This is a genomic window from Candidatus Dedyshia acidiphila, assembly GCF_051025295.1.
Lineage (GTDB): Bacteria > Acidobacteriota > Terriglobia > Terriglobales > Acidobacteriaceae > KBS-83.
On sequence record NZ_JBMGJV010000024.1, the window covers coordinates 1 to 24,514 of the forward strand.

Below are 24,514 nucleotides of genomic sequence, written 5' to 3' on the forward strand. Positions count from 1 at the left end.
AAAAAAGCCGACCCATGGACCCAGCCAGAGCAAGACCTGGGGATTTCGGACCGTGGCGTAGACCGGCACCAGGACAGCCGCGATGAGCAGGTAGCCGATATAGGCGCTCTTGCGGCTGAAGCGGTCGGCCACGTAGCCAAAGCTGATGTAACCGAAGAAGTTGCCAACCTGCATCACCATCGTCCAGGTGGAGGTGGCAAGCACGCTGAGCCCTCGGCCACCCTGGGCCACCGGCATGGAGAGAAAGCGCGGCACCCAGGTGAACAGCCCCCACCAGGCGAAGAGCGTGGCCGCGTTCATCGCGGAACAGATCAGCAGGCTGCGGCCCATCTCCCCACGAAAGAGTGTGCGGAGCGGAATGCGCTCAGCCGTGCTGGCCTGCGCGCGCTGCCACTCCTCGGGCTCGGGCAGCCGGCGTCGCAACCAAAATGTGATCAGCGCCGGTGCGACGCCAACGAAGAAGACTGCACGCCAGCCGAAGTGCGGAAGCACCAGCGCGACCACTAGCGCCGCGAGCGCGTAGCCGATCGCCCAGCAACTCTGCACCAGGGCAAGCGCCTTCGCGCGATGGTGGTCGGGCCAGCTCTCCGCGACTAAAGCGGCGCCGGCGCCCCACTCACCGCCCATACCCAGCCCGACCAGGATGCGGCACAGCATGAGCACGATAGCGGTCTGCGCAAAGCCGCAGAGCGCGGTTGCAACCGAGTAGAGCAGCATGCTCCACGTGAGCGCGCGCACACGGCCTGCGCGGTCGGCCCACCAGCCAAAAATGCTGCCGCCGAGCGCCGCTGCAAGCAGAGTCACGGACACCATGGCGCCGCTCAGCCCGGCGGAGAGATGCAGCTCTCGTTGGACCTGTCCCAGCACCAGGGCGTAGAGCATCACGTCCATGCTGTCGAGCATCCAGCCGAGGCCGGCGGCGAAGAGCGCACGCCTCTGTTGCGGCGATCCCTCCATCAACCAGCCCACGCTCGCCCCGGCAATCCCGTCCACGCTCACTCCTGATGAACTAGAGTTTCAGCATACGGCTCTGCTCCAAAACTCCACTCAAGGTCTCCCGTTTGCGCATCGCCATCGATACAGGCGGCACCTTTACAGATTGCGTGTATCTCTCCGACGGTGAGCTACACGTTCTGAAGATATTTTCCACGCCGGACGATCCGTCACGAGCGGTGCTCGATGCGGTCGCCCGGTTGTCGAGCGCAACCGGAGCAATGAGTGTGGAGGTGCGACATGGCACTACGGTCGGCACGAATGCGATGCTCGAGCGTAAGGGTGCCCGGGTCGCGTTTGTGACCACCTCCGGCTTCGAGGACACGATCGCAATCGGCCGCCAGACGCGAGCTCATTTGTACGACTGGTTCGCACCCATCCCGGTGCCGCTGGTTCCGCGTGAGCTGCGCTTCGGCGTGCCGGAGCGAGTTGGGCCGACGGGCGAGATGCTGCGCGAGCCGACCGACCAAGAATTGACGAAACTGCGCGAGCAGGTGACGGCCAGTGGCGCCGAGGCGATTGCGATCTCGCTGCTCTTCTCGTTCGCCAACCCAGCGACCGAGCAGCGAGTCCGTGCAGCCCTGGAGTCGCTCCGTTTGCCGATTTCGGTGTCGCACCGCATCCTGCCGGAGTTTCGCGAGTATGAGCGCGGTGCAACGACTGTGGTGAATGCGTACCTCGCACCAAAGATGCAGAGCTACCTGCTGCGGCTTGGCGGTGAGCAGCCTGCCGCGTCTGCGCGCCAGGTCCGCGTCATGCAGTCGTCGGGCGGCATCGTGTCTGCGCGGCTTGCGGCACAGGAGCCGGTACGCACGGTGCTCTCCGGTCCTGCAGGAGGCGTGGTTGGCGCGTGGCGCATGGCCCAGCTTGCCGGATTTGACCGCATCCTCGGCTTCGATATGGGAGGCACATCCACGGATGTGTTCCTCGCCGATGCAGCCAGCGGAGGCCCGCAGCACACGCGCGAGTCGCTGGTGGCCGGCGTGCCGCTGAGCGTCCCGATGCTGGACATTCACACAGCCGGCGCAGGCGGGGGATCGCTGGCGCGCTTCGACCAGGGCGGCATGCTGCGGGTGGGTCCGGAGTCCGCCGGCGCCGCTCCGGGACCGATCTGCTTCGGGCGCGGCACACAAGCAACTGTCACAGATGCAAATCTGCTACTCGGGCGTCTTGATGCGGAGAGCTTTCTTGGCGGCAACGTCACACTCGATCGCGACCGCACGGCGGCAGTGCTTGAAGCCCAGCGCGGGCCGCTGCCTGATGCGGAGAGCTTTGCGGCCGGCATCCTGCGCGTGATCGAGACGGAGATGGAGCGCGCCATCCGGGTGATCTCGGTTGAACGCGGCCACGACCCGCGGCAGTTCACGCTCGTGGCCTTTGGCGGCGGTGGTCCGCTACACGCCTGTGCGCTGGCGCGCGCTCTGGGCATCGCGCGCGTATTGGTTCCGGCGCTGCCGGGCGCGTTGTCAGCTGTCGGCATCCTGCTCGCAGATGTCGTGCGTGACTTCTCGCGCACGGTGATGCTGCGCGCGGACGACTTCATCTCACTTGAGCCGGTGGTCAGCGTCGTGGCCAATGAACTGGAGCAGCAGGCGCGGGAGGAAGCAGTCTCCGAGGCGCTTGCTCCGGAGACGGATCTGCAGATAGAGCGGTCGCTCGATCTGCGATACCGCGGCCAGGGGTACGAACTGAACGTGCCGCTCCTCGATGGATTGGCAGAGAGCGCGGCGGAGTTTCATCGCCTGCACGAGCAGCGCTATGGCTTCAGCGACTACGCACGCCCCATCGAAATCGTGAACGCGCGACTGCGCATGCGCGGCGCGGGTGAGTCTTACCAACCGCAGCCGCGGCCGTTGTGCCCAGGCGATGGAAGCGCCGCGCCGGAGGGCGAGCGGCCGGTCTGGTTCGAGGGTGGCTGGCGCAGCACACATCTGTACCGCCGTGCGGCGCTGGCGCCGGGAGACCGGCTGCGCGGGCCCGCGATGGTGACCGAGTACACGTCGGCCACGCTGATCCCGCCCGGAGCCTCGGCCCAAATTGATGTGTACGGAAATATTGTTGTCACCGTTATGGATACTGAGAGGCAGGCATGAGTCAGCCGATTCTGGAAGTGGCCATCGATCCGGTCGACCTCGCCGTCTTCCGCAGTGCCGTGCATTCGATTGCGGAGGAGATGGGCGCCACTCTGCGCCGCACCTCTGTCTCGCCGAACATCAAGGAACGCCGTGATTATTCCTGCGCTGTCTTCGATCGGCATGCACAGGTGATTGCGATGGGCGATCACATGCCGGTGCATCTCGGCTCCATGCCCATGTCGGTTGAGGCCGCGATCCACGCGATTCACTTCGCACCCGGCGATCTCGCGATCCTCAACGATCCGTATGCCGGCGGCACCCACCTGCCCGATATCACGATGGTGCTGCCGGTGTTCGCCGCGAGCACTGATGAAACGCCATCCTTCTATATTGCGAACCGCGCACATCACGCGGATGTAGGCGGCACATTTCCGGGGTCGATGGGGCCCGGACGCGAGATCTACCAGGAAGGCGTGCGCATCCCGCCGCTGCGGCTGCTGCGCCGGGGTGAGAGGAATGAGGAGCTGCTCGCGCTGTTGCTGGCGAATGTGCGTACGCCAGCCGAGCGCCTCGGCGATCTCGAAGCGCAGATCGGAGCCTGCCGCGTGGGCGAGCAGCGCCTTCAGGAACTGCTTGCAAAGCATGGTCTGCAGCGGCTGGAGGGTCTGGGTGAAGCGCTGCTCGATTACTCGGAGCGGCTGGTTCGGGCCGAACTCCGCACGTTGCCACGCGGCCGGTTCGCTGCAGAAGATTTCCTCGACGACGACGGTGTGACCTCGGCTCCTGTCCGTGTCGCAGTGCAGCTTGATATCGATCCATCGGCGGGCAGTCTCGAAATCGACTTCGCGGGCTCAGCACCGCAGGTCGCAGGCAGTGTGAACGCGGTGCGTGCGATTACAGTTTCGGCATGCTTCTACGTCGTTCGTTGCCTGCTGCGGGAGAATGCGCCCGCAACGGCAGGCATTTTGCGCCCGCTACGCATCAAGGTGCCGGAGGGCAGCGTGCTCGATGCGCGCCTGCCGGCAGCGGTGGCCGGTGGCAATGTGGAGACATCGCAGCGAATTGTCGACGTGCTGATGCGGGCCCTGGCCCAGGCCGCTCCCGAGCGGGTTCCAGCAGCCAGCGCGGGCACTATGAGCAATCTTAGCGTCGGCGGTTACGATTCGCGGACCGGAACGCCCTTTACCTACTACGAGACTGCAGCCGGCGGAATGGGCGCGCGGCCTGGCATGGACGGCATCTCCGGTGTGCAGACGCACATGACGAATTCGCTCAACACGCCCGTGGAGGCGCTGGAGTACGCGTACCCATTTCGCGTGCGTCGTTATTCGTATCGCGACGCTTCGGGCGGCACCGGGACATTCCGCGGCGGCGATGGACTCGTGCGCGAGCTCGAATTTCTCACCGAGGCACAGGTCACGCTATTAGCGGATCGCCGCGTCTTCCGGCCCTGGGGACTGGCCGGCGGTGCAGAAGGTTTGCCTGGAAGCGCCGTCCTTCTGCTCCCGGATGAAGCACAAACTGAGGTATCGTTGCGCGGCAAGTGCAGCCAGCAGGTTGCAGCAGGAACAGTGCTGCGCCTTGAGACGCCGGGCGGCGGGGGCTCGGGACATAGCTAGGGCGATCGCCAGGAGTTAACGAAATTAGGCAACCCGCGTCCGCTGTTCGCAAGACTTGTAAACCCGCCGTGCACAACACTGGTCGGTGCGCACCTGCATCTCACTGGGGGTGACAAGGCCATGTTTTCTCATGATCGACCGAGAGTTTCCGGCCAGCATCTCCACGCGAAAGCTGGTCGTCGAGACCGCCAAGTACAACGTGCTGACGGCCTACTCGCCCGACGAGGCGATTGACACCCTGCGCCGCTTCCCGGCGGTAGACGGGGTCGTAATGGATGCAGACACAGAAGACCTTCCCTGCGACCAAGTCATAGCCCAGTTGCGAGCAGTGCGGCCTGACGTCGTGATCGTGACCGTCGCGCCCGGCGGCAACGAACCCTGCCGCGAGCAGAGCGAACATGTGGACAGCCACAATCCGCAGGGGCTGGTCGAGGTGCTGGCCCGGCTCTGCCCGGCGGAAGCATCGGAGCAGCGTCGCCATGACGCGCGCCTGCTGCGCATGCCGACGCCTAAGCTTCCGCTGGAGGAGTAGGCGATCAGCGCATGCTGAGCGAATGTGTGTGCAGGTAGAGAAGAACCAGGCACATCAGCAGGATCACTCCGAGCAGGCCAGCCGCCACGAACACCCCCACTTTGCGCGGAGACTTCTCCGCACCGAGAGCCTGACCGGCCTCCTGCTTCGTCTTTCCGTAATGATCCTGTTCCAGTGCCATTGGGCCTCCACGAATGTCTTCTGCAAGTAGGAGGGGAGCCGGCGGTCAGTCGTTGTCTTTCTCCGTGGCTTACTTGCTACGCGGCACACATGGAGAGAGCACGTGGATCAGACATTCAGGCCCGAGCGACGCACCCATTGCCCGTTCTGCTTCTCGAGATACACCCACTGGCTGTTCGCGCACAGGTTGGCGCAGAAGCTGCCCATGTAGACCAGCGCTGCTGTCTGCGCGGTGTTGAAGTAGACCTCACTGAAAAACGTGATCCCTGCATAGCCAGCCCACTTGTCATGAAGCTGCGAGCCTGGGTCCGCCCCGGCCAGCACCTGCCGCAGTTCGTTCTCATCGGCCTTGTTGACCAGCTGGTAGTCGCGATCGATCTGCAGCTTGCGCGTCAACTGGACGCGGTCCAGACGCCGCGCGCGGAAATCGGCAACAGCCTCGTGGAAGGCTCGCTCGTTGCCGGGCGGTGGGCTCAACTCGGAGTCGGGCGCGATCCGCGGGTTCATGTCGTTCAGGTTCACGGTTGTACCCGCAATCGCGAGATGTTGCACCTGAGCAGTGGGCATGCTGTCGAAGGGCGGCCCGGGCAGCAGCATGGAGTAGATCGCGTAGGTCTTGTTCGAGCGTTCCACGTCCGCGGCATGCGCTTTCGCTGCAGCCGACGGCTGCGCGTCCGGTGCTTGGGCAAGAGCACCAGCGCAATACGCGAACGCAAGGCCCGCCAGCAGTGCAACGGTGAGCATGCCCACGGACTTGGTTCTTGCAGGGAAGGCTCGCGGAGTGGTGCTGGGTGAATCCCTCATGTGGCCTCGCTGTGGTGCCGCTGATGGCGTGATCGATGCTCTGCCGGGTCCATGCTCACCAACACAGACGCGCATAGCAGCCCGCCCGTTGCCGATTCGCACCGAATTAAGGCTACGCCGTTGCGCTCGGTCCAACCCTGGATGGATGCGGTAACGCCGGGGCATCGCGTATTCTCGGACGCAAGGATTTGAGACACGTCGTGCCAATCTGCCCTTTGCCTCGCCCCTTCTCCCTCTTACCGCAATCGTTCGCTGGCCGGCTGCCGGCGCTTTTGCTCGGCGTGTTCACCGCACTAACCCTCGTGGCCCAGGCGCCCCCGCCCAATGGGCAGCAGGGTGCCGGAAATGGCGGCGTCAACACCGGCGGCACCTTCGCCCCCGTGCTCGACGCGCAGAAGCGTCCGATCACGGCGGGCGGCTTTGTCGATAGCGGCCAGCCCATCTTCAGCGATATCACCGCGAAATCCGGCCTGGCGACGTGGTCGCACAGAGACGGCACACCGGAGAAGCAGTACATCCTCGAAACGCCGGGCTCCGGTGTCGGCCTGGTCGACTACGACAACGACGGCTGGCTCGATATCTATCTTGTGAACGCCTCGACTTACGAGTCGCTCGCGGGCAAAGGGCCTGCGCCAAAGGCAGCGCTGTTTCACAACAACCACGACGGCACCTTCACCGATGTGACCGCGAAGGCCGGCGTGGCCAACGAACGCTGGGGCTTCGGGGTCGCCATCGCCGACTACGACAATGATGGCTGGCCGGATATCTACGTTGCGAACTTCGGAGGCAATCGGCTTTTTCACAACAACCACGACGGCACCTTCACCGATATGGCGGAGAAGGCCGGTGTCACGGTGGGTGGCTGGAGCACCGGGCCGACCTGGGGAGACTACGACGGCGACGGCCGGGTCGACCTGTTCGTGCCGGGTTACGTGAAGTTCGAGAAGAATCAGCCGCCCACGCCGGGCTCGGCCACGACGCTGGCGCGGAGCTTCTGCCAGTTCCGCGGTGCTCCCGTCATGTGTGGTCCGCGTGGATTGGACGGCGAGCGCGATCACCTCTTCCACAATAACGGGGATGGCACATTCACAGACGTGAGTGAGAAGGCCGGTGTCGCCGACAAGGCGGGCTATTACGGGCTTTCCAGTGTGTTCGTCGACCTGAACAATGACGGCAAGCTCGACCTGGTGGTGGCGGACGACTCGACGCCGAACTATGTCTACATCAACAAGGGCAATGGCACCTTCGAAGACGCGAGCTACGCCTCGGGGTATGCGCTGAACGAGAACGGGCGCGAGACGGCATCGATGGGTATCGCGCTCGGCGACTACCAGAACAACGGCCGCATCGACCTGTTCAATACCACGTTCTCTGACGACTACGACGTGCTTTATCGTAACGATGGCGATGCCAATTTCACGGACGTCAGCTATGAAGCCGGAGTGGCGGAGATTACCGTCCCGTTTCTTGGCTGGGGCGATGCCTTTATCGATTACGACAACGACGGCTGGAAGGACCTGTTCATCGCGAACGGCCACGTCTATCCTTCCGTCGATAAGAACCAGTGGGGCACGACCTTCGCAGAGCGCGCGCTGCTGTTTCGCAACCTGCAGGGAAAGCGGTTTGAACTCCAGCCTGCTGTAGCGGGCACCGGGCTTGCGGTGGTGAAGCCCGGGCGCGGAGCGGCCTTTGGCGATCTGTTCAATGACGGCAAGATGGACGTCGTGATCAACAACATGGACACCACGCCCACGCTGCTGCGCAACGTCAGTGCAGATCACCATCATTGGGTGGAGCTAAACCTGGTGGGCACGGGTACGACCACGCCGCGCGATGCAACGGGCGCTACGGTCTTCGTCACGGTGGGTGGCGTGCGGCAGCGCGGCGATGTGGTGCGGGGTGGCAGCTACGCCTCCTCCAGCGATCCGCGTATCCACTTCGGGCTGGGAGATGCGACACGCGTGCAGGAGGTAGAGGTCCACTGGCCCGGTGGCGCTCTCGAAAATGTGACGTTGCCCGGCGTGGATGCTATCTACACCATCACTCAGGGCAAAGGCGTGACTGCTCACACTGCCGGTGGCAAGACGAAGTAGCTTCAGCTCGCTCCGGGCGAAAGCGGCGCACTGACCTCCGCCGTGTGGTGCTGCAGATTGCGCTGGTGGACGTGCACGACGCTTGCGAAAAGGGCCGCAAACACTGTCAGAAACAAGAGAGCGAACAGGAGAATGTGGCCGCGGGAGAGATCACGCATAAGTGCCGGCCATGCTCGCTCGCGTGCAGCATCGTCGTCAAGTGCCGGAAGGGAGCGCTGCGTTCACTTCCGTGGCGTGGCGGTGGACTCACGGACGATCAGCTCCGGCCGGATGCGATATTCGAGCGCTGGCACCGGTCCCTGGGCCCCTCGTCCGGCACGATAGAGCGCCTGGAAGGCCCGATCGGCAATCACGGCACGGGCTAATCGCACTGTTGTCAGGGGTGGATGCAGGAATTCGCTGAGCTCGATGTCATCGAAGCCCACCACGGAGACATCGTCTGGCACACGCAGCTGCCGGCTGTGCAGCGCGCCGATCGCGCCGATCGCGGTCAGATCGTTCGAAGCGAGCACGGCGGTTGGCAGCTGGTTCGTGCCTTCACACCGGACCAGGATGCGTTCCATGGCGGCGCGCCCCCCGTCGATCCGGTGATTGCCTTCCTCGATCAGCGAACTGTGCGGCGAGATTCCTTTGCGCTGGAGGGAGGCGAGCAGCGCCTCCCGACGGGTGCGTGCCGAGGCCAGGTCCAGGGGGCCGCTGATGAACGCGATCTGCCGGTGCCCCAGGCCGAAGAGGTGCTCAACACCATCGTCGACTCCCGCTGTGTAGTCAATCAGGATGTTGCTGATGCCGGTGGCGGGGTCGCCGGTATCGAGGAAGACCATCGGGATCTGCCGGCTGTGTAGACGCTCGATCAGGTGGGCGCCCATCTCGGAGGTCATCACCGCCACCCCGTCCACCTTGCGCTCCAGCATGCGTTGAACGCAGACCTCGGTGCGCTCCGGGCTATAGCCGGTATTCGCCACGATGACCTCGTAGCCATTGCGCACAGCCTGATCCTCGAAGCACTTCACCAGCTCAGGGAAGAACGGGTTCGTAATGTCCGAGATGATGAGGCCGTAGATGCGGCTGCGCCCGGAGCCCAGGGCGCGGGCGTTGGTATTGGGATAGTAGTTCAGCGCCTCGATGGCGCGACGAACGCGTTCCGCGGTCTTGGGTGCGACCTTGCTGGACCCATTGATGGTGCGCGAAACGGTGGCAGTCGAAACGCGCGCGCGGTCGGCAACCGCCTGTATGTTCATCTGCCCCCGGGGCCGAAACCGCGCGACGTGCGCCTTCCGGCGAACCTTGCTGCCTCAGAGCATATCCTGAGAAGAACCAACGTGGAGACAGGCGTTTTTCTTCCGATTGGAGCCGGTCCTTGTAATCGGTTACAATCCTCCCCGTTTCCGGAAACTCACATCGGAACGTCGTATCCGCTATGACTGCCGCCGTGCGCAACGCCTTTCCGCATCGCCGCTACAATCCTCTCCGCGGGGACTGGGTGCTGGTTTCGCCCCATCGCACACAGCGTCCGTGGCAGGGCGAGACCGGCAGCGCCACGAGTGCACCCCCGGTGCATTACGACCCGGCCTGCTACCTGTGTCCGGGAAACGAGCGCGCTGGCGGTCATCGTAATCCGCCGTACGCCTCTGTTTTCGCGTTCGACAACGATTACGCCGCACTGCTTCCGGATTCGCCCGCGCCGCCGGATACCGGTTCGCCGTTGCTGCGCGCCGAACAGGAGCAGGGCCTGTGCCGTGTCCTGTGCTTCCATCCGGACCACTCGCTCACCCTGGCGCGCATGACGGTGCCAGAGATCGTGCCCGTGGTGGAAGCGTGGACGGAGCAGTACCGGGAGCTCTCCTCCTTGCCGTTCGTGCAGCATGTGCAGATCTTCGAGAACCGTGGCGCCATGATGGGCGCCAGCAACCCGCATCCGCACTGTCAGATCTGGGCGACGAGCCATGTGCCGGACGAGCCTGCCCGGGAACGAGTGCAACTGGAACGCTGGCACGCCGAACACGGCACCGGCCTGCTCACAGGGACGGTCGCGCTTGAGACGGAGCGAAATGAGCGTCTTGTCTGCCAGAACGACAGCTTTCTGGTCATCGTGCCCTACTGGGCGGTGTGGCCCTTTGAAACCCTTGTGATTGCGCGGGAGCCCCTGCACTCACTTCTTGATTTCAACGAACAGCAGCGGCGTGACCTGGCCGCTATCCTGAGCGAGCTCACCATCCGCTACGACAATCTGTTTCAGACCAGCTTCCCTTACACGATGGGCCTCCACCAGGGTGCCGGACCAGAGCAGCATTTCCATGCGCACTTCTATCCGCCTCTGCTGCGCTCCGCTACGGTGAAGAAGTTCATGGTGGGCTTCGAGATGCTTGGCATGCCGCAGCGCGACATCCTGCCGGAGGATGCGGCGGCACGCCTGCGCGAGGTGCCGGCCACCCACTACCTCGGGGTGCGCTGATGGCTACTGTGCGAACTGCAAGCCCATCCGCACCTGTGGTGAGCACGACAGAGGAGCGCGTGCTCGAGAACGACCACCTGCGCGCGGTGATCCAGCCGTCGCGTGGCGGCAAGTTGATCTCGTTGCTCAGCAAACGCACGGGTATCGAGTGGTTGCTCCCCCCGCTGCGGTCCTACGCCGACGCGCAATCGAACGGCGGTTTTGAGCAGTGGGATGGTGGCGGCTTCGACGAGTGCCTGCCCACCGTTTCAGCAACACAGAACGCCCCCGATCACGGCGAACTGTGGCGCCAGAGCTGGCACGAGCACCCGGAGGTGACGCGCGGCGTCTTGCTGAGTGCCAGGGCCGACGGAGGAGCACTTCTGCTGGAGCGCATGGCGTCGCTTGAGGGAACCAACCTGCTGCTGGAGTATCGGCTGACGAACAAGAGCAGCCGTCCACAGCCGGCGCTCTACTGTGCGCATCCGCTGCTACGGGTCGAGCTCGGCGATCGAATGGTTCTGCCGGCAGAGGTTACAAGCGTGCGGGTGGAGAGCTCTGCGGGTGATCGTCTTGGACGGAGTGGCGAGGACATTGCGTGGCCAAGGCCTCGGTCCTCAGCAAGTGAGGACGTCAGTGTCGTCGGACCGCCCGACGGTATGCAGGCCGATAAGCTGTTCGCCGGCCCGCTGACGGAAGGGCGTTGCACGCTGCTCCGGCCGTCTGCCGGGGAGGGGCTGGAGCTGACCTTTCCTGTGCAGGTGCTGCCGTGGGTGGGCCTGTGGATCTGTCGCGATGCATGGCCCGCGGACGCGCCACGGCGGCAGTACACGGTCGCCTTTGAGCCATCGAGCGCTCCGCATGACAGCCTCGATGCGGCCGTCGCCGACGGCACTGCCTGGCAGCTTGCGCCCGGTGAGCAGCGCACCTGGACTCTGCGATTCCGTGTCGTTGCGTCTGGGTCCACGGCAGGCGCATCGGAGAAGCAATGATCTCGCTTGAGCCTCTGTTGCGGCAGCATGCCGCCCGCTTCGCGCCCGCCACACGCGTCTTTCAGGCGCCGGGCCGCGTGAACCTCATCGGCGAGCACACGGACTACACCGGCGGCCTGGTGATGCCGGCGGCCATCGACTTCAACACCGTTGCGGCGGTCAGCCCTTCGGGCAGCAGCAAGAGCGCGCTCTACTCGGTAAACTTCACGCGCGTCTTCGAGTTCGACGCGACCGCCCAGCCGGGTAGTGCGCGCCATGACTGGACCGACTACCCCGTTGGCGTGCTTTGGAGCTTGCGCGAGCGGGGCATTGTGCCGCCGCAATTCAACATGACGCTCGACGGCGATGTGCCCCTGGGCGCCGGACTGAGTTCGTCGGCTTCGATCGAGGTTGCTGTCGCGTTTGCTGCACTGGCCCTGGCCAGCCGCACGCTGCCGTTAACAGACATCGCACTGGCCTGCAAACGTGCAGAGAACGGTTACGTTGGCGCCCAGAGCGGCATCATGGACCAATACATCGCCTGCTGTGGGGTGAAGGATCACGCGCTGCGCATCGACACTCGGGACCTCAGTTCGCACGCCGTACCGCTGCCGGCCGATGTTCGGCTGGTCATTTGCAACTCGATGGTGAAGCATTCCCATGCAGGCGGCGCATACAACCAGCGCCGTGCCGAGGTAGATGAGGGCACGCACGCCCTGCGGGCGTTCGATCCGGCGCACCGCGGTGACACGTGGGAACTGCGCGACGCCACAGTCGCGGATCTCGAAGCAGCCCGATCGCGCATGTCGCCCAACGCCTTCCTGCGTTGCCGCCACATCATCACGGAGAATGAACGCGTCGAAGAGGCCTCCACGGCTCTCGAAGCGGGCAACCTGGCGCGCATGGGCAAGCTGATGGGGGAAGCCCACGCCAGCTACCGTGACGACTTCGCCGCAAGTTGCCCTGAGGTGGACCTGCTTGTGGAGTTGGCCAACCAGCAGCCGGGCCTAATCGGGGCACGCCTGACCGGCGGTGGATTCGGTGGCTGCACGGTCAATCTCGTCGAGGCGGAGCACGCTGGGCAGTTCCGCGAGCGTATTCACGATGCGTATCTCGACCGTTCCGGCATCGACGCGGACATCTACCTCTGCCAGGCCGCTGCTGGTGCATCCGAGTTGCCGCTGCCCGCGTGATTGCACCGGGCTCTCTGGTGTAGCGTCAGGAGCATGCGGAGTTTCAGCCGGCGTCCAGCGTGGCATGCACTCCTGATCGCGTGCGCGTTGCTGTACGTTCCGGGAGCCCGCGATGCGCTCTCTGCAACGAGGCCGGCGCCCGCGGTTATCGAGACGCCCAACCCCGACAACACACCGGAGCAACGAGCACGGCCGTATGTGGTGCTGGTCTCGATCGACGGCTTCCGCTATGACTACACGCGACTGTATGGCGCAACGCATCTCGACGAGATGGCGAAGCGCGGCGCATCTGCGCCGGATGGCATGTTGCCAGCCTATCCTTCCGTAACCTTTCCGAATCACTACACCATCGTGACCGGCCTTTATCCTGAGCACCACGGCATCGTGGCGATGGACTTCTACGATCCGGTCCGGCATCAGCGCTATGCCTATAACGATCCTGCAACGGTCACCGATGGCACCTGGTATCGCGGCACGCCGCTGTGGTCGCTGGCAGAGCAGCAGGGCATGCGGTCTGCCTGCTTCTTCTGGCCCGGTTCGGAGGCAGAGATTGCCGGCAAGCGGCCCAGCTACTACCTGCACTACGAGGACGCAGTGCCGGATGAGCAGCGTGTTGATCAGGTGGTCGCGTGGCTTAGCCTGCCAGAGGCGAAGCGGCCGCACTTCGTTACGCTGTATTTCGGTCAGGTGGATCACGCCGGCCACCGCTACGGCCCTGATGCGCCGGAGACACGCGCCGCTGTCCGTCACTTGGACACTGTGATTGGCGTGCTCCAGGATCGGCTTACTCACCTGCACCTGCCCATCGATCTGATCGTCGTCTCCGATCACGGTATGGCCGCAGAGCAGGGAAGCTGGATTGATCTTGATCAATACGCAGACTTCTCTGGCGTCGAGAGCGCAGGCACGCTGCTGTATCCCGCGACCGAAGCCCAGGCAGCCGAGATCTATCGCAAACTGCGCATCGTCAGTGACAAATTCAAAGTCTACCGTCGTAACCGGATGCCTGCTGACTTGCACTATGCAGGCGATGCTCGCATTGGCGATCCGGTCGTCGTGGCCACCGGATCGTATGCGCTGCGCGTGCATGCGCCAGCCGATGCGGCGCACGATCGCCCTCCTAACCATGGGGTGCACGGCGATGATCCTCGCTTGGTACCGCAGATGCTCGCGATCTTCTACGCAGAAGGTCCTGACATTCGCCCCGGTGTGCGACTGAAGCCGTTCGAGAACGTGAATCTGTATCCGTGGATTGCCGAGATCCTCGGGCTGACGGCGTCCGCATCGGATGGCTCTGCAGCCGTCCTCGAGCCAGCGCTGGTGCACCCGAGTCCGTAGATTCCTGAGCAGCGCCCCCTCTCGACGGTGGTCCGTGAGCCGCTATGATGATCACGAAACGCCATGACTTACCTCTTGGGGATCGACGCTGGCGGCACCAGCACCCGTGCGGCTCTCGCCGACGAGACGCGCATTCTTGGGCGCGCCCGTTCCGGCAGTATCAAACTGATGCGCGTCACCGCGGCCGAGGCCGAAGCCAACCTGCGCTCGCTGCTGGATGAGCTCATGCGCACCAGCGGCATCCCGATCACTGAAGTGGCCTCCACCTGCGTCGGCATCGCGGGTAGCACGGTATCAACTGTGGCCGGCTGGGTGTGGCAGACACTAGGCCCGCTCTTGCGCGGCGATCTGGTGGTCTGTGGCGATGTCGACATCGCGCTCGACGCAGCATTCCCGGGACAGGCGGGCGTGCTGGTGATCGCGGGCACGGGTTCGAACACTCTGGGTCGCACCACGAGCGGCGAACTGGTGAGTGTGGGGGGGTGGGGTCCGCTGCTTGCCGACGATGGCTCGGGCTATTGGATTGGGCAGCGCGCGTTGCGGGCGGCGCTGCGCGAACACGATGAGCACGGAGCGAGCAAGCTGCTGACCGCCCTCGCGGCCGCTTGGCGCGCGGATACGCTGGAGCAACTCGTGGAGATTGCGCACACAACCCCGCCTCCCGATTTCGCAGGATTGACCGAGATCATCGCGCAGGTGGCGAACCAGGGCGAGGCGCTGGCTCAAGCCGTGTTGCGCGCAGCCGGACGCGCCCTTGGGGAAGACGCCTCGCTCGCGCTGCGGAAGCTGATCACGCTTGAGCCGCGCGTGCCGAGGCGCGTCGCATTCATCGGCAGTGTACTCGCGAACATTCCGATGGTCCGCGAGGCGTGGCTGGCTGAGATTGAGCGGGAGCACCCCGGCACAGTGGTGCTGCCGGAGCCTGTCGATGCCGTGCAGGGTGCGCTCTGGCGCGCTCGCCAGAACCTGCAGGAAGCGCCGTGAGCCCGCGCACCAAAGCAAGCGGCGGGGCATCTGCTTCGCCTGCAATGCCACGCATCGGTGTCCACCTGTCCACGGCAGGCGGCGTGTTCCGAGCGGCAGAGCGAGCGCGCGACGCCGGTGCCGACACATTCCAGATCTTCTCGTCGAGCCCGCGCATGTGGCGCCCGGGCACGCTCTCGCGCGAGCACTGCGACCAGATGCGCGAGTTGCGCGAGCGCTTCGGCATCGCGCCCCTGGTGATCCATGCCAGCTACCTGATCAACGTGGCCGCGCAGTCGGATGAGATCTGGGAGAAGAGCATCACCGGGCTGCATGGGGAGATTGAGCGGGCGTTGGCGCTGGGGGCGGAGTATCTGGTGCTGCACCCGGGGTCATGGCGCGGGCTGACGCGCGAGCAGGGCCTCGTACGCGCGGCGGAGGCGATTGCGCGGGCGTTCGAGGCGCGCAGTCCGGACGGGCTCGCGGCGCAGCAGTGCAACTTCCGCCTGTTGGTGGAGAACACGGCGGGGGCGGAGTATTCGCTTGGCTCCGGGTTTGCGCAGGTGGGCGAGCTGGTGGCGCGGCTGCGGGCAGTGGCACCGGTTGGTGCGTGTCTCGACACGTGCCATTGCCACGTGGCCGGTTACGACCTGCTGACGCCTGAGGGCTACGAGGAGACGGTCGAGGGGATCGCGGAGACGATCGGGCTCGACACGGTGCGGGTGTGGCACATGAACGATGCCAAGGCGCCGCGTGGGTCGCGACTGGACCGGCATCAGCACATCGGCCAGGGCACCATGGGCGCGGCGCCGTTTCGGCGGCTCCTGCAGGATCCACGGTTCGCGCACTGCGCGTTCATCGCGGAGACGCCGGTGGACGACGATGGCGACGAGGCGCGCAATGTCGCGATGCTGCGGTCGTTAGCCGTTCGCACGGCGCGGCGTAAGACTTCATCGTCTGTCGCGACATCCTAGCCAGGCATGAGAGGTTCCATCGTTCGGCGGTCGCACCATTGGATCGTCAATCGCGGGTGGCGGGGCTTTCTGGCGGAGTTGTGGCGGCGGGTGCGCATCCGGCTGTCGCGGCAGAGGCGGGTGGGGGATGCAAAGCCGCCGGTGCGGGGGCGGCACCCGTTCGATGAGCAGTACGGCGTTGAGACGGGCGGCCTGATCTTCGCGGAGAAGCTGCGGGCGGATCGGCGCAAGGCGTACTGGGCAACGGCGTACTACGGCATCTCGCCGGCGGTGCTGTGGGCTGCACTTGAGCGGCTGGCGCTCGACTGGCAGCGGTACACGTTTGTGGACATCGGGTGCGGCAAGGGGCGCGCTTTGTTGGCGGCGACGCGGTTTCCCTTTCGTGGGGCGGTGGGGGTGGAGCTCTCGCCGGAGCTGGCGGAGGTGGCGCGGGAGAACGTCGCGCGCTTCGAGGCACCGTGGCGTCAGCCGATGCCGATCGAGGTGATCGCCGGGGATGCGACCGAGACGTCGCTGCCGGAGGGGCCGCTCGTGCTGTCGCTCTATCACCCGTTCGCTGCGCCGGTGATGCGGCGGTTCCTAGCCCAGCTTGAGCGGAAGCGTGCGCGGGACGGTGACGAGATGTGGATCCTCTACACCAACCCGGAGCTCGATCCGATGCTCAGTGGGGTGCCGTGGCTCGAGCGGCAGTGGGACGCCTGCCTTCCGCTGCCGATCGAGGAGCAGGAGGCGAACCACTTCGGCGTGGAGTGGGAGCGGGTCGTCGCGTATCGTACGCGTTCGTGATCGAGGAGTGCGACCGAGGGTGGGGACCCCTCCCCCCTCCTGGTGCCCGGCTTCCGCTCGGAAGTGACGGCAGGGCAGCGGGTTAGCCCGCGCGAGGCGGCTAAGTGTGGTGTTCCATTGGGCTTACAGGTAAACACTTCCTGCGACTGGAGTTAGCGGCTGGACGTAAGGTTGAAGTGCGGCGCTGGCCTGTGGCCAGCGCTCTTCCTGCTCGCTTCTGGCTGGATGAGGGCCTATTTCCAGACTAGCAAATTGTCACAGTAGGTCTGCCACGGTATGGGTTACGAAGGTGGAACGCCCGACGACCATGTTCGACCTTGCGGGCGCCCGGCGCACGTGTTACCTTATGGGTAATTCTAACGGGCGCCGTTCTTTTACCTGAGAGGTTTGATTATGGAGATAGAGGTAGGCGACAAAAAACTTCGCCGAGCCCTCGCGGACGGCGCCGATGCGAAAAGGCTGTACGGCGCGGACATGGCAAAAAAGCTACAGCTTCGCGTAAGCGCACTGAAAGCGGCGATTAGCTTAGCGGACTTTTGGCCTCCTAAATCGGGACCGGAGCGCTGTCATGAACTCATTGGAAGCGAGAGGGGAATATTCACCGTGGATCTCGTCCAGCCCTACCGTCTTCTGTTTAGGCCCGCAGACGACACAACTGTAAGTGACCGGTCAAATGAACAAGAGCGTTGGAAGAGAATCAAAGCCATACTTCTTATAGCAATCGAGGACACTCATGAGTAGCGCAGCCCGGGACATTGTAGAGCTAAGCGCTGTGCCGCATCCTGGCGAGAACGTTTTGGAATATCTGGCATTTTTCGGATGGTCTCAAAGCGATCTAGCAAGGCGCAGCGGACTCACACCGAAGACGATCAGTGGTATTTGCAATGGGAAGAATCCGATCACGCCCCAAACTGCACTTGCATTCGAGCGAGTGCTTCAAAGGCCCGCACATTTTTGGCTCGCACTGCAAAGGCAGTACGATGAAGCCGAAGCTCGGCGGAAAGAGAATGTTAGAGAAGCAGGGTGGAATGACTGGCATAAAGCATTCCCCGTGGCTGAAATGAAAAAGCTCCAGTTTTCTCTTCCGCCCGGAGCATCGGAGACTGAATCTCTTCTCAAGTTTTTTGGGGTGTCCTCGCCTCAAAGTTGGACCTCGGTCTGGAAAGCCTCTGCGGTAGCCTATCGACAGACTAGATCGATTGCCCTCAGGGAGGGAGCTATCGCAGCATGGGTAAGAGAGACTGAGATTGAGGCTCGGCAGTTCGATCTGTCTCCATTCGACGATAAGAAGCTTGCAGCATTGATTCCTAGCATTAGGAGTTTAAGCCGAATCCGGATAGATAAGGCTATTGACTCTATACAAACAATCTGCGCCTCAGCGGGAGTAGCAGTAGTCATAGTGCCTGCGCTAAAAAACACTGGAATCAGTGGTTGCGCAAGGTGGACATCAGAAAACAAGGCACTCATTGGCTTGACTCTTCGTTATAAAACAGACGACCAGTTCTGGTTCACACTATTCCACGAGCTAGGTCACGTGCTCTTGCATAGGCATCAACGCTTTGTACTGGATAACGTCGCGGAAGACCTAGAGGACGACATCGTCGATCCCGAAATGCAAAAGGTGGAAGATGAAGCCAATAGGTTTTCGGCAGATCAGTTGATCCCCCCTGCATCGCTGGGAACTTTCACTCGAAAAGGCGACTTCTCCAGTAAAGCTATACATGACTTTTCTGAAGCACAGGGCGTAGGGCCTGGCATAGTAGTCGGTCGACTTCAGCATGACGGTTTCCTTAAGGCCCATGAAGGTAATACCCTTAAGCAAAAACTGGATTGGCAGTTCAAGGAGTAACCATCAATGATAGGCAAAATCTTTATAACAAGCTCAGGTTATGACCCGGAACTGGGTAAGCAGGTCGCCGATCCCTTTTTGGGCCCTAAGCCCTCGTTGGGAGCGTGTCGTCCAGACTTGCGACGCCAGCTAAATAGTAGAGATCACCTTTTTGTGGTTTCTGGAAAGGTCCCCGGCGCCAACCAGTTCATCATGTGTGGCTTCGAGGTCGAGAGCAAAATTAGCGCGCAAGAGGCTTACGAACTGTTCCCGGAGCAGCGTCTAATGCAGCACGACGACGGTCATGTAACCGGCAACATAATCGTGGATGGGAAGGGTCAACATCACGCCCTTGATACTCACTCTACTTTCGAGAGCCGTGTTGACAATTACATCGTGGGCACCAACCCACTCATACTCGCGAGCGCTGGGGAGATAGCCCGGGGTCGGCTTGAAACCATCGAAGTACTCCGCGACGTCCTGGGCAAGCGTGGTAGAACGCCGTTCGAAGTTGTAGGGCGGTTCGGCTCCACGTTGAACGAGGAGCAGATAGCCGAACTCAGAAAGTGGATTGCGTCAGTGAAGGGACTTGGTGATAGACGAGTTTCGTAGTGCAGGCTGGAGATATCTATATGTTGGGGACTAATTGGCCAACAAGGCCGTGTGAAATCGTACCGGTGGGCAAACGCCGGGACGGGCGGATACGTTTCTGGTGCCTGTCTCACAAGGCGAACGCTACAGCGAAGTATGGGGTCGCGGATCAGTCATGCGCCGCTGCATCACTACAACCTGTTTCTGAAGCGGAAATACTCTGGTTGGACATCGATAAGTATCCAGGTGGGGTCGCGCTTTGGGGCGCCGCGAATCCGATCTATGACACGACCGCCGTGCCCATGGAAAGAGGTATTCACGTCCATACCCGTGAAAAAGCAAATGGGGAGAAGGGGATCGACCAAACGTTTCGCGCGGTGACACTAGTCGGAAGTGGAATGGGTGGAGACGGTTTCACGGTGTCGGAGTCAGAGGCCATTTACTATATGGTCGCTTCGGTGTTCGGCTTTGAACCGAGTCTCGTCACATGCGGGTACTGCGGGCGCCCTCATCTTGATAGGGACTTCTTCTCTGTTCATCCGCATAGGCGTCATCTATGCGTCTGGTGCGGGCGATATTTCCTAAATGCACATGCGGGGATCGGAAACCCAATCGCGGGAGTTCGTGCCGCTTGCAAAGTGCAAACAAGTTCACCGCGACCCGCCGGGCGAACCTTACAGCTAAGTCAATCTGATTTCCCGGGCGGGATTCAGATTTGGGGTTCAAATCCGGCATTTGTTTGGACGGCGGAGACGTTTGAAGAAGAGGGAGTCCACGTACATGCCTTTGCCGATGGCACTCGGCCCCTCATCGACGAGACATTTTCCGAGGTGATAATCGACGGGGAGGTGCTGGAGCCCATTGCAGTTCGAATTCTGATGGCACAAATGTCCTTGCCTTCGCTTGTCGGGCGTGTTGTCCCGCTTAGGTGTAAGACGTGCGGCCCAGTGAGACTTCACCTGGGGAGTGAGGCGTTCAACCCGACGGCTTTGCATACGTGTGACTCATGTGGGCGAGCGATCGCCAGCCCGAATCGCAGACGCAAAGTGGTGTCAAATCCGCTTTTGAGCACGCTGGAAGGCCTAAGTAGGACTGCGGTACGTAGACCGCAGGCCTATAGTGCGCATTGGACGTTAGAAACCTTATAGTCTTGTCCCACTCACTCCCACTCAATCGTGCCCGGCGGTTTGCTGGTGATGTCGTAGACGACGCGGTTGATGCCGCGGATTTCGTTGACGATGCGGCTGGAGATGCGTTTGAGCAGGTCGTAGGGGAGGGGCACCCAGTCGGCGGTCATGCCGTCCTCTGAGTGCACGGCGCGGATGGCGCAGGTGTACGCGTAGGTGCGCTGGTCGCCCATGACGCCGACGCTCTTGACTGGTAACAGTACGGCGAACGATTGCCAGATCTCGCGGTAGAGGCCGGCGGCCTTGATCTCGGTGACGACGATGTCGTCAGCCTCCTGGAGCAGGGCGACGCGTTCGGCGGTGACTTCGCCGAGGATGCGGACGGCGAGTCCGGGGCCGGGGAAGGGCTGTCGCTCGAGGATCTCTTCGGGCATTTTGAGGTCGCGGCCGATGCGGCGGACCTCGTCCTTGAACAGGTCGCGGAGTGGTTCGATAAGGGCGAGCTTCATCGTCTCCGGCAGGCCGCCGACGTTGTGGTGGCTCTTGATGGTCTGCGACGGCCCCTTTACAGATGAGCTCTCGATGACATCGGGGTAGAGCGTGCCCTGGACGAGGTAGTCGACGCCGCCGGTGGTCTGGGTGATGCGGTGGGCCTCGTCGTCAAAGACGGCGATGAACTCGGCGCCGATGGCCTTGCGCTTGGTCTCGGGGTCGGTGACGCCTTCGAGTTTGGCGAGGAAGCGGGTGGAGGCGTCGACGGCGACGAGGTTGAGGCCGAGCTTGTCGCGCATGGTGGCCTGGACCTTGAAGAACTCGTTGCGGCGAAGGACGCCGTTGTTGACGAAGACGCAGGTGAGCTGGTCGCCGATGGCGCGGTGGACGAGCACGGCGGCGACGGAGGAGTCGACGCCACCGGAGAGGGCGCAGATGGCGTGGCGGTCGCCGACCTTCTGCTTGATGGCGGCGATGGTGGCCTCGATGAAGTGGGCGGGTGTCCAGTCGGCGCGGGCGTTGCAGATGCGGAAGAGGAAGTTGCGGAGGAGCGCGGTGCCCTGGCGGGTGTGGTGGACCTCGGGGTGGAACTGGACGGCCCAGATCCGGCGCTCGGGGTTGGCGATGCCGGCGACGGCGTTGGCGGTCTTGGCGGTGAGGTGGAAGCCGGGGGGGGAGCTCGAGGGCTTCGTCGCCGTGGGACATCCAGACGGTCAGGTCGGCGGGGAGCTCGTGGAAGAGCGGGTTTTCGTCGTCGATCAGGGAGACTTCGGCGTGGCCGTACTCGCGCTTGTCGGCGGAGCGGACCTTGCCGCCGAGGTGGTGCGTGATGAACTGCAGGCCATAGCAGATGCCGAGCACGGGCAGGCCGAGCGCGAGGATGGCGGGGTCGGCGGGTGGCGCATCGCTGTCATAGACCGAGCAGGGGCCGCCGGAGAGCACGATGCCGAGGGGGCGGTGGGCGCGGATCTCCTCGAGCGAGGCGGTGCAGGGCAGCACGACGGAGAAGACGTTCTGCTCGCGGATGCGGCGGGCGATGAGTTGTGTGTACTGGGAGCCAAAATCCAGGATGACGATCGACTGGGTGTCCACGAGACATTGTAAAGGGGTCAGGGGTCAGGGGGCGGGGAACGTCGCCATGCGCAGATGTTTGTGAACGCCGCTCACGAAGCTTTGGTGGGGGCTGCCGGCATGCGGTCGCGCCTGCGCTGGCTAGCGCCTCCGAAATTCGAAGAAGGAGGCGAGGCGGGCGATCTGGAAGAAGTCAGATGCGGCGAGGTAGAGGACGCCGACGAAGGCGTACCAGGCGTCGAGGGAGTTGCCGGTCATGACCGTTTCAAAGGGCAGCGGGATGGCGGAGAAGACCATCGCGAGCACGATGAGCGCGAGCTTGACGATGCCGAGGACGAGGTTGATCTCGACGAGCTGCATGGTGAGGCGGCGGCCCTGGCGGAGGGTGGCGGCGAGCGCGGCGGGAGCGCTGCGGTGCTCGGCGGCGACGAGGATGGTGGCGAAGGAGAGAATCCAGCTCAAGAGCGCCCAGACGACGAAGCTGGCGAGCGAGAGGCAGATGAGCCAGGCAGCGAAGCCGACGACGTTCTGCTCAGCGCCGGGGGAGAGGTTTGTGAGGGTGCCGCGGGCGGCCCAGCGGACGAGGGCGAACCAGAGGGTCCAACTGGCGGCGAGGGACAGGATGCGGAGGAGCTGGAGCAGGAACAGGGGAGCAATCCGTACTCGTGGCTGCGACGTGATGAGCCGGAGGACCGGGGCTCGTCCGAGGGCCGAGGCTGCTGCCCAACCGATCGCGAGCAGCGGCGCGACCCACAGCGCGAGCCGCAGAGCGGTGGGCGCAGCGCTCTGCCAGGCATCCTGCAGCGCGACGAGGGCTGCTCCCGCGTGGGCGAGGGACAAGCCGCTGAGATCGAGGTGTTGCTGCTCGAGGCGGGCTTCGATCCGGAGTCCGCACCAGCCGAGCAGGAGCAGGGCGGGGATGCCGAAGAGCCAGCGCCAGGCGAGCTCGCGCGCGAGCAGGCCGGGGCGCCGCCAGAGCTCTGCCTGGATAGAGACGAGGGACTGCGTGCTGCGCACGCCCAGCGGGGAGGCTGGCGCATCGACATTGCCTGAGATCGCGGGCGGAGGCGCAGCGGATCGGTGGATCATCCGCCTTCAGTGTACCGACGCCCTCTCGGGTGATCAGAGAGCAGCGGTTCAGTGGCCGAGTACGGCGCTGAGCGTGGCGTCGAGGTGGCTGATGTCGAGCGGCAGGTGGTCTGGCAGGCCGACGGAGACGATAGTGCGGTGTCCGCCGGAGAGGTCCACGAGGACCAGGGTGGGCCAGATGGAGATCTGAAACTGATTATCGAGCAGGTCCGCGTCGTACCGCGCCTGCGGCCAGACGAGCTGCTGCTGTTCGACCGCGGCCTTCGGAGCGCCGGGTGATCTGTCACCGTCGATGCCGAGAATCTCGAGACCATGCGGGTGATACGCCGTGTAGCTCTCTTTGAGCTTTGGCAGTTCTGCCATACAGGGGGCGCACCAGGTCGCCCAGAAGTCGAGCAGGAGATAGCGGCCCTTCAACTCCGAGAGGTGGTGACGAGTTCCACTGAAATCTTCATAGGAGAAGTCGGGAAGCTGCGCGCCGATGGCGAGGGGGATGCGATGGTCCTCCGCGGCAGAGACGGCGGCGAGCGCGAAGGTGTGTGCCTTCACGTCGATCGAGGACACTTCCAGGCGACGCGTGCCGATGGTGAAGACTGGTGGCGCACCGTCCGCATGCAGATATTCACCACTGCCGGGCATGAGGTCGAATGTGCCGTCTCCGTTGATGTCGACCCATTGAACGCCTTCGTGCGACGAGATGCTCTGGCTCTCCGCGTTGTACTGAAACCGCATCGAGACTGTGCGGCCGGGCAGCGTGGCGCGACCCTGAACAAAGAGCAACGCCGTGTAGCCAACGGCGAGCTGGTCAGGCCGCGCGGGACCGCGGATGCCGTCGCGCATGAGCCCGACCTGCATAGGGGCTGTGGAGAAGAGCGCGCCGGGCAGATCGACGCGGGTGGTGACACTGCTCTTCAGGCGCGGGTCGCCCCCGGTGTCTGCGCGGAAGGTGACCCGTTCGTTCGGCTCGAAGCGGCCATCCCGGTTGCGATCGAGATACAGCACGTCCGTGGCATCGGCGTGTCGCACGATGACCGCCTTGTAGCGCAGCCTTCCACCCCTGGGGAAGGCGAGCTCACCGGCAAAGATCTTGTCCGACGGCACGGCCTCGATGCGAAGCTTCTGCGCGTCTCGGAAAGAGAGCGGGTCCAGGATCGTCGGCACGAAGGACCGAGGATCGACGTGAAGGCCGGGATCGAGGCGACCGCGAAATGCGGGCTGCGCATAGAGATACAGCGCTGGCAGAAAGCTGCAGACCAGCAGCATCATCATGGGTCGTGATGCGAAGGCTCGAGGCATGCGCACCTCTCTGCAGCGGATTGTAGCGGAGGCCAGTGCAGACTGGCCTGAGCGGCATGGTTCGC

At 63.6% G+C, this 24,514-nt stretch carries 20 protein-coding genes and 1 pseudogene; 14 read left to right on the forward strand and 7 right to left on the reverse strand.

Translation table 11 applies throughout. The annotated features are described in order from the left end of the window. Nucleotides 1-993: MFS transporter (locus AC5IJH_RS11115; RefSeq protein ID WP_491902886.1), on the reverse strand; the 993-nt coding region annotated here is incomplete at its 3' end. 68 nt (nucleotides 994-1,061) lie between these two features. Here AC5IJH_RS11115 and AC5IJH_RS11120 point away from each other — a divergent pair. The 3 genes from AC5IJH_RS11120 (at nucleotide 1,062) to AC5IJH_RS11130 (ending at nucleotide 5,219) form a co-directional block, all read left to right on the forward strand. Then, the gene (locus AC5IJH_RS11120; RefSeq protein WP_491902887.1) at nucleotides 1,062-3,086 is read left to right on the forward strand and encodes a hydantoinase/oxoprolinase family protein; all 2,025 of its coding nucleotides are present in this window, start codon (nucleotides 1,062-1,064) and stop codon (nucleotides 3,084-3,086) included. Next, nucleotides 3,083-4,687 (forward strand): hydantoinase B/oxoprolinase family protein, encoded by a 1,605-nt coding sequence (locus AC5IJH_RS11125; RefSeq protein WP_491902888.1) that lies wholly within the window; start codon nucleotides 3,083-3,085, stop codon nucleotides 4,685-4,687. Before AC5IJH_RS11120 ends, AC5IJH_RS11125 begins: the two co-directional genes overlap by 4 nt. Before the next feature lie 130 nt (nucleotides 4,688-4,817). Continuing rightward, entirely contained in the window at nucleotides 4,818-5,219 is a 402-nt protein-coding gene (locus AC5IJH_RS11130; RefSeq protein WP_491902889.1) for a response regulator, read from the forward strand. Nucleotides 5,220-5,223: 4 nt separating this feature from the next. On the opposite strand, the gene AC5IJH_RS11135 is transcribed toward AC5IJH_RS11130, so the two are convergent. Next, nucleotides 5,224-5,400, reverse strand: a complete 177-nt coding sequence (locus AC5IJH_RS11135; RefSeq protein WP_491902890.1) for a hypothetical protein — start codon at nucleotides 5,398-5,400, stop codon at nucleotides 5,224-5,226. 107 nt (nucleotides 5,401-5,507) lie between these two features. After that, nucleotides 5,508-6,143 (reverse strand): hypothetical protein, encoded by a 636-nt coding sequence (locus AC5IJH_RS11140; protein ID WP_491902891.1) that lies wholly within the window; start codon nucleotides 6,141-6,143, stop codon nucleotides 5,508-5,510. Nucleotides 6,144-6,505: 362 nt separating this feature from the next. On the opposite strand from AC5IJH_RS11140, the gene AC5IJH_RS11145 reads away from it, so the two are divergent. Beyond that, nucleotides 6,506-8,296 carry a CRTAC1 family protein gene (locus AC5IJH_RS11145; protein ID WP_491902892.1) on the forward strand — a complete coding sequence of 597 codons (1,791 nt, stop codon included), beginning with the start codon at nucleotides 6,506-6,508 and terminating at the stop codon, nucleotides 8,294-8,296. Between the two features lie 221 nt (nucleotides 8,297-8,517). Here the strand turns inward: AC5IJH_RS11145 and AC5IJH_RS11150 are convergent, their stop codons facing one another. Beyond that, nucleotides 8,518-9,537, reverse strand: coding sequence for a LacI family DNA-binding transcriptional regulator (locus AC5IJH_RS11150; RefSeq protein ID WP_491902893.1), 1,020 nt, complete (start codon nucleotides 9,535-9,537; stop codon nucleotides 8,518-8,520). A 179-nt stretch (nucleotides 9,538-9,716) separates the two neighbouring features. Here AC5IJH_RS11150 and AC5IJH_RS11155 point away from each other — a divergent pair, with 179 nt between their 5' ends. The 10 genes from AC5IJH_RS11155 to AC5IJH_RS11200 all read left to right on the forward strand — a co-directional run bounded on the left by AC5IJH_RS11155 (nucleotide 9,717) and on the right by AC5IJH_RS11200 (nucleotide 19,395). Continuing rightward, nucleotides 9,717-10,751 carry a UDP-glucose--hexose-1-phosphate uridylyltransferase gene (locus AC5IJH_RS11155; RefSeq protein ID WP_491902894.1) on the forward strand — a complete coding sequence of 345 codons (1,035 nt, stop codon included), beginning with the start codon at nucleotides 9,717-9,719 and terminating at the stop codon, nucleotides 10,749-10,751. 38 nt (nucleotides 10,752-10,789) lie between these two features. Next, nucleotides 10,790-11,722 (forward strand): DUF4432 family protein, encoded by a 933-nt coding sequence (locus AC5IJH_RS11160; RefSeq protein WP_491902895.1) that lies wholly within the window; start codon nucleotides 10,790-10,792, stop codon nucleotides 11,720-11,722. Beyond that, nucleotides 11,719-12,894: a galactokinase gene (galK, locus tag AC5IJH_RS11165; protein ID WP_491902896.1), complete on the forward strand. Its 1,176-nt coding sequence runs from the start codon at nucleotides 11,719-11,721 to the stop codon at nucleotides 12,892-12,894. The genes AC5IJH_RS11160 and galK overlap by 4 nt, the downstream gene beginning before the upstream one ends. A gap of 33 nt (nucleotides 12,895-12,927) precedes the next feature. Continuing rightward, the gene (locus tag AC5IJH_RS11170; RefSeq protein WP_491902897.1) at nucleotides 12,928-14,232 is read left to right on the forward strand and encodes an alkaline phosphatase family protein; all 1,305 of its coding nucleotides are present in this window, start codon (nucleotides 12,928-12,930) and stop codon (nucleotides 14,230-14,232) included. 63 nt (nucleotides 14,233-14,295) lie between these two features. After that, entirely contained in the window at nucleotides 14,296-15,216 is a 921-nt protein-coding gene (locus tag AC5IJH_RS11175) for an N-acetylglucosamine kinase (RefSeq protein ID WP_491902898.1), read from the forward strand. A gap of 44 nt (nucleotides 15,217-15,260) precedes the next feature. Beyond that, nucleotides 15,261-16,169 carry a deoxyribonuclease IV gene (locus AC5IJH_RS11180; RefSeq protein ID WP_491902899.1) on the forward strand — a complete coding sequence of 303 codons (909 nt, stop codon included), beginning with the start codon at nucleotides 15,261-15,263 and terminating at the stop codon, nucleotides 16,167-16,169. Between the two features lie 6 nt (nucleotides 16,170-16,175). Continuing rightward, complete coding sequence (locus AC5IJH_RS11185) at nucleotides 16,176-16,955, forward strand: class I SAM-dependent methyltransferase (RefSeq protein ID WP_491902900.1); 780 nt, start codon at nucleotides 16,176-16,178, stop codon at nucleotides 16,953-16,955. 393 nt (nucleotides 16,956-17,348) lie between these two features. Further along, on the forward strand, nucleotides 17,349-17,696 hold the full coding sequence (locus AC5IJH_RS11190; RefSeq protein ID WP_491902901.1) for a killer suppression protein: 348 nt from the start codon (nucleotides 17,349-17,351) through the stop codon (nucleotides 17,694-17,696). Beyond that, complete coding sequence (locus AC5IJH_RS11195; protein WP_491902902.1) at nucleotides 17,689-18,804, forward strand: HigA family addiction module antitoxin; 1,116 nt, start codon at nucleotides 17,689-17,691, stop codon at nucleotides 18,802-18,804. The genes AC5IJH_RS11190 and AC5IJH_RS11195 overlap by 8 nt, the downstream gene beginning before the upstream one ends. 6 nt (nucleotides 18,805-18,810) lie before the next feature. Then, nucleotides 18,811-19,395, forward strand: a complete 585-nt coding sequence (locus AC5IJH_RS11200) for a hypothetical protein (protein WP_491902903.1) — start codon at nucleotides 18,811-18,813, stop codon at nucleotides 19,393-19,395. A 1,138-nt stretch (nucleotides 19,396-20,533) separates the two neighbouring features. Here AC5IJH_RS11200 and guaA read toward each other — a convergent pair. The 3 genes and pseudogenes from guaA to AC5IJH_RS11215 form a co-directional block, all read right to left on the reverse strand. Further along, a pseudogene (gene guaA, locus AC5IJH_RS11205) lies at nucleotides 20,534-22,085 on the reverse strand (glutamine-hydrolyzing GMP synthase). A gap of 120 nt (nucleotides 22,086-22,205) precedes the next feature. Beyond that, entirely contained in the window at nucleotides 22,206-23,153 is a 948-nt protein-coding gene (locus tag AC5IJH_RS11210; RefSeq protein ID WP_491902904.1) for a hypothetical protein, read from the reverse strand. A 48-nt stretch (nucleotides 23,154-23,201) separates the two neighbouring features. Further along, the gene (locus AC5IJH_RS11215; RefSeq protein WP_491902905.1) at nucleotides 23,202-24,449 is read right to left on the reverse strand and encodes a TlpA family protein disulfide reductase; all 1,248 of its coding nucleotides are present in this window, start codon (nucleotides 24,447-24,449) and stop codon (nucleotides 23,202-23,204) included. Nucleotides 24,450-24,514 lie beyond the last annotated feature (65 nt).

What these genes read in the sequence shown, in the direction of transcription:
- galK (WP_491902896.1), top strand. Translation starts at nt 11,719, where the DNA reads ATGATCTCGCTTGAGCCTCTGTTGCGGCAGCATGCCGCCCGCTTCGCG.
- AC5IJH_RS11155 (WP_491902894.1), top strand. Translation starts at nt 9,717, where the DNA reads ATGACTGCCGCCGTGCGCAACGCCTTTCCGCATCGCCGCTACAATCCT.
- AC5IJH_RS11130 (WP_491902889.1), top strand. Translation starts at nt 4,818, where the DNA reads ATGATCGACCGAGAGTTTCCGGCCAGCATCTCCACGCGAAAGCTGGTC.
- AC5IJH_RS11210 (WP_491902904.1), bottom strand. Translation starts at nt 23,153, where the DNA reads ATGATCCACCGATCCGCTGCGCCTCCGCCCGCGATCTCAGGCAATGTC.
- AC5IJH_RS11135 (WP_491902890.1), bottom strand. Translation starts at nt 5,400, where the DNA reads ATGGCACTGGAACAGGATCATTACGGAAAGACGAAGCAGGAGGCCGGT.
- AC5IJH_RS11185 (WP_491902900.1), top strand. Translation starts at nt 16,176, where the DNA reads ATGAGAGGTTCCATCGTTCGGCGGTCGCACCATTGGATCGTCAATCGC.
- AC5IJH_RS11170 (WP_491902897.1), top strand. Translation starts at nt 12,928, where the DNA reads ATGCGGAGTTTCAGCCGGCGTCCAGCGTGGCATGCACTCCTGATCGCG.
- AC5IJH_RS11180 (WP_491902899.1), top strand. Translation starts at nt 15,261, where the DNA reads ATGCCACGCATCGGTGTCCACCTGTCCACGGCAGGCGGCGTGTTCCGA.
- AC5IJH_RS11150 (WP_491902893.1), bottom strand. Translation starts at nt 9,537, where the DNA reads ATGAACATACAGGCGGTTGCCGACCGCGCGCGCGTTTCGACTGCCACC.
- AC5IJH_RS11140 (WP_491902891.1), bottom strand. Translation starts at nt 6,143, where the DNA reads ATGCTCACCGTTGCACTGCTGGCGGGCCTTGCGTTCGCGTATTGCGCT.
- AC5IJH_RS11200 (WP_491902903.1), top strand. Translation starts at nt 18,811, where the DNA reads ATGATAGGCAAAATCTTTATAACAAGCTCAGGTTATGACCCGGAACTG.
- AC5IJH_RS11175 (WP_491902898.1), top strand. Translation starts at nt 14,296, where the DNA reads ATGACTTACCTCTTGGGGATCGACGCTGGCGGCACCAGCACCCGTGCG.
- AC5IJH_RS11215 (WP_491902905.1), bottom strand. Translation starts at nt 24,449, where the DNA reads ATGCCTCGAGCCTTCGCATCACGACCCATGATGATGCTGCTGGTCTGC.
- AC5IJH_RS11125 (WP_491902888.1), top strand. Translation starts at nt 3,083, where the DNA reads ATGAGTCAGCCGATTCTGGAAGTGGCCATCGATCCGGTCGACCTCGCC.
- AC5IJH_RS11190 (WP_491902901.1), top strand. Translation starts at nt 17,349, where the DNA reads ATGGAGATAGAGGTAGGCGACAAAAAACTTCGCCGAGCCCTCGCGGAC.
- AC5IJH_RS11195 (WP_491902902.1), top strand. Translation starts at nt 17,689, where the DNA reads ATGAGTAGCGCAGCCCGGGACATTGTAGAGCTAAGCGCTGTGCCGCAT.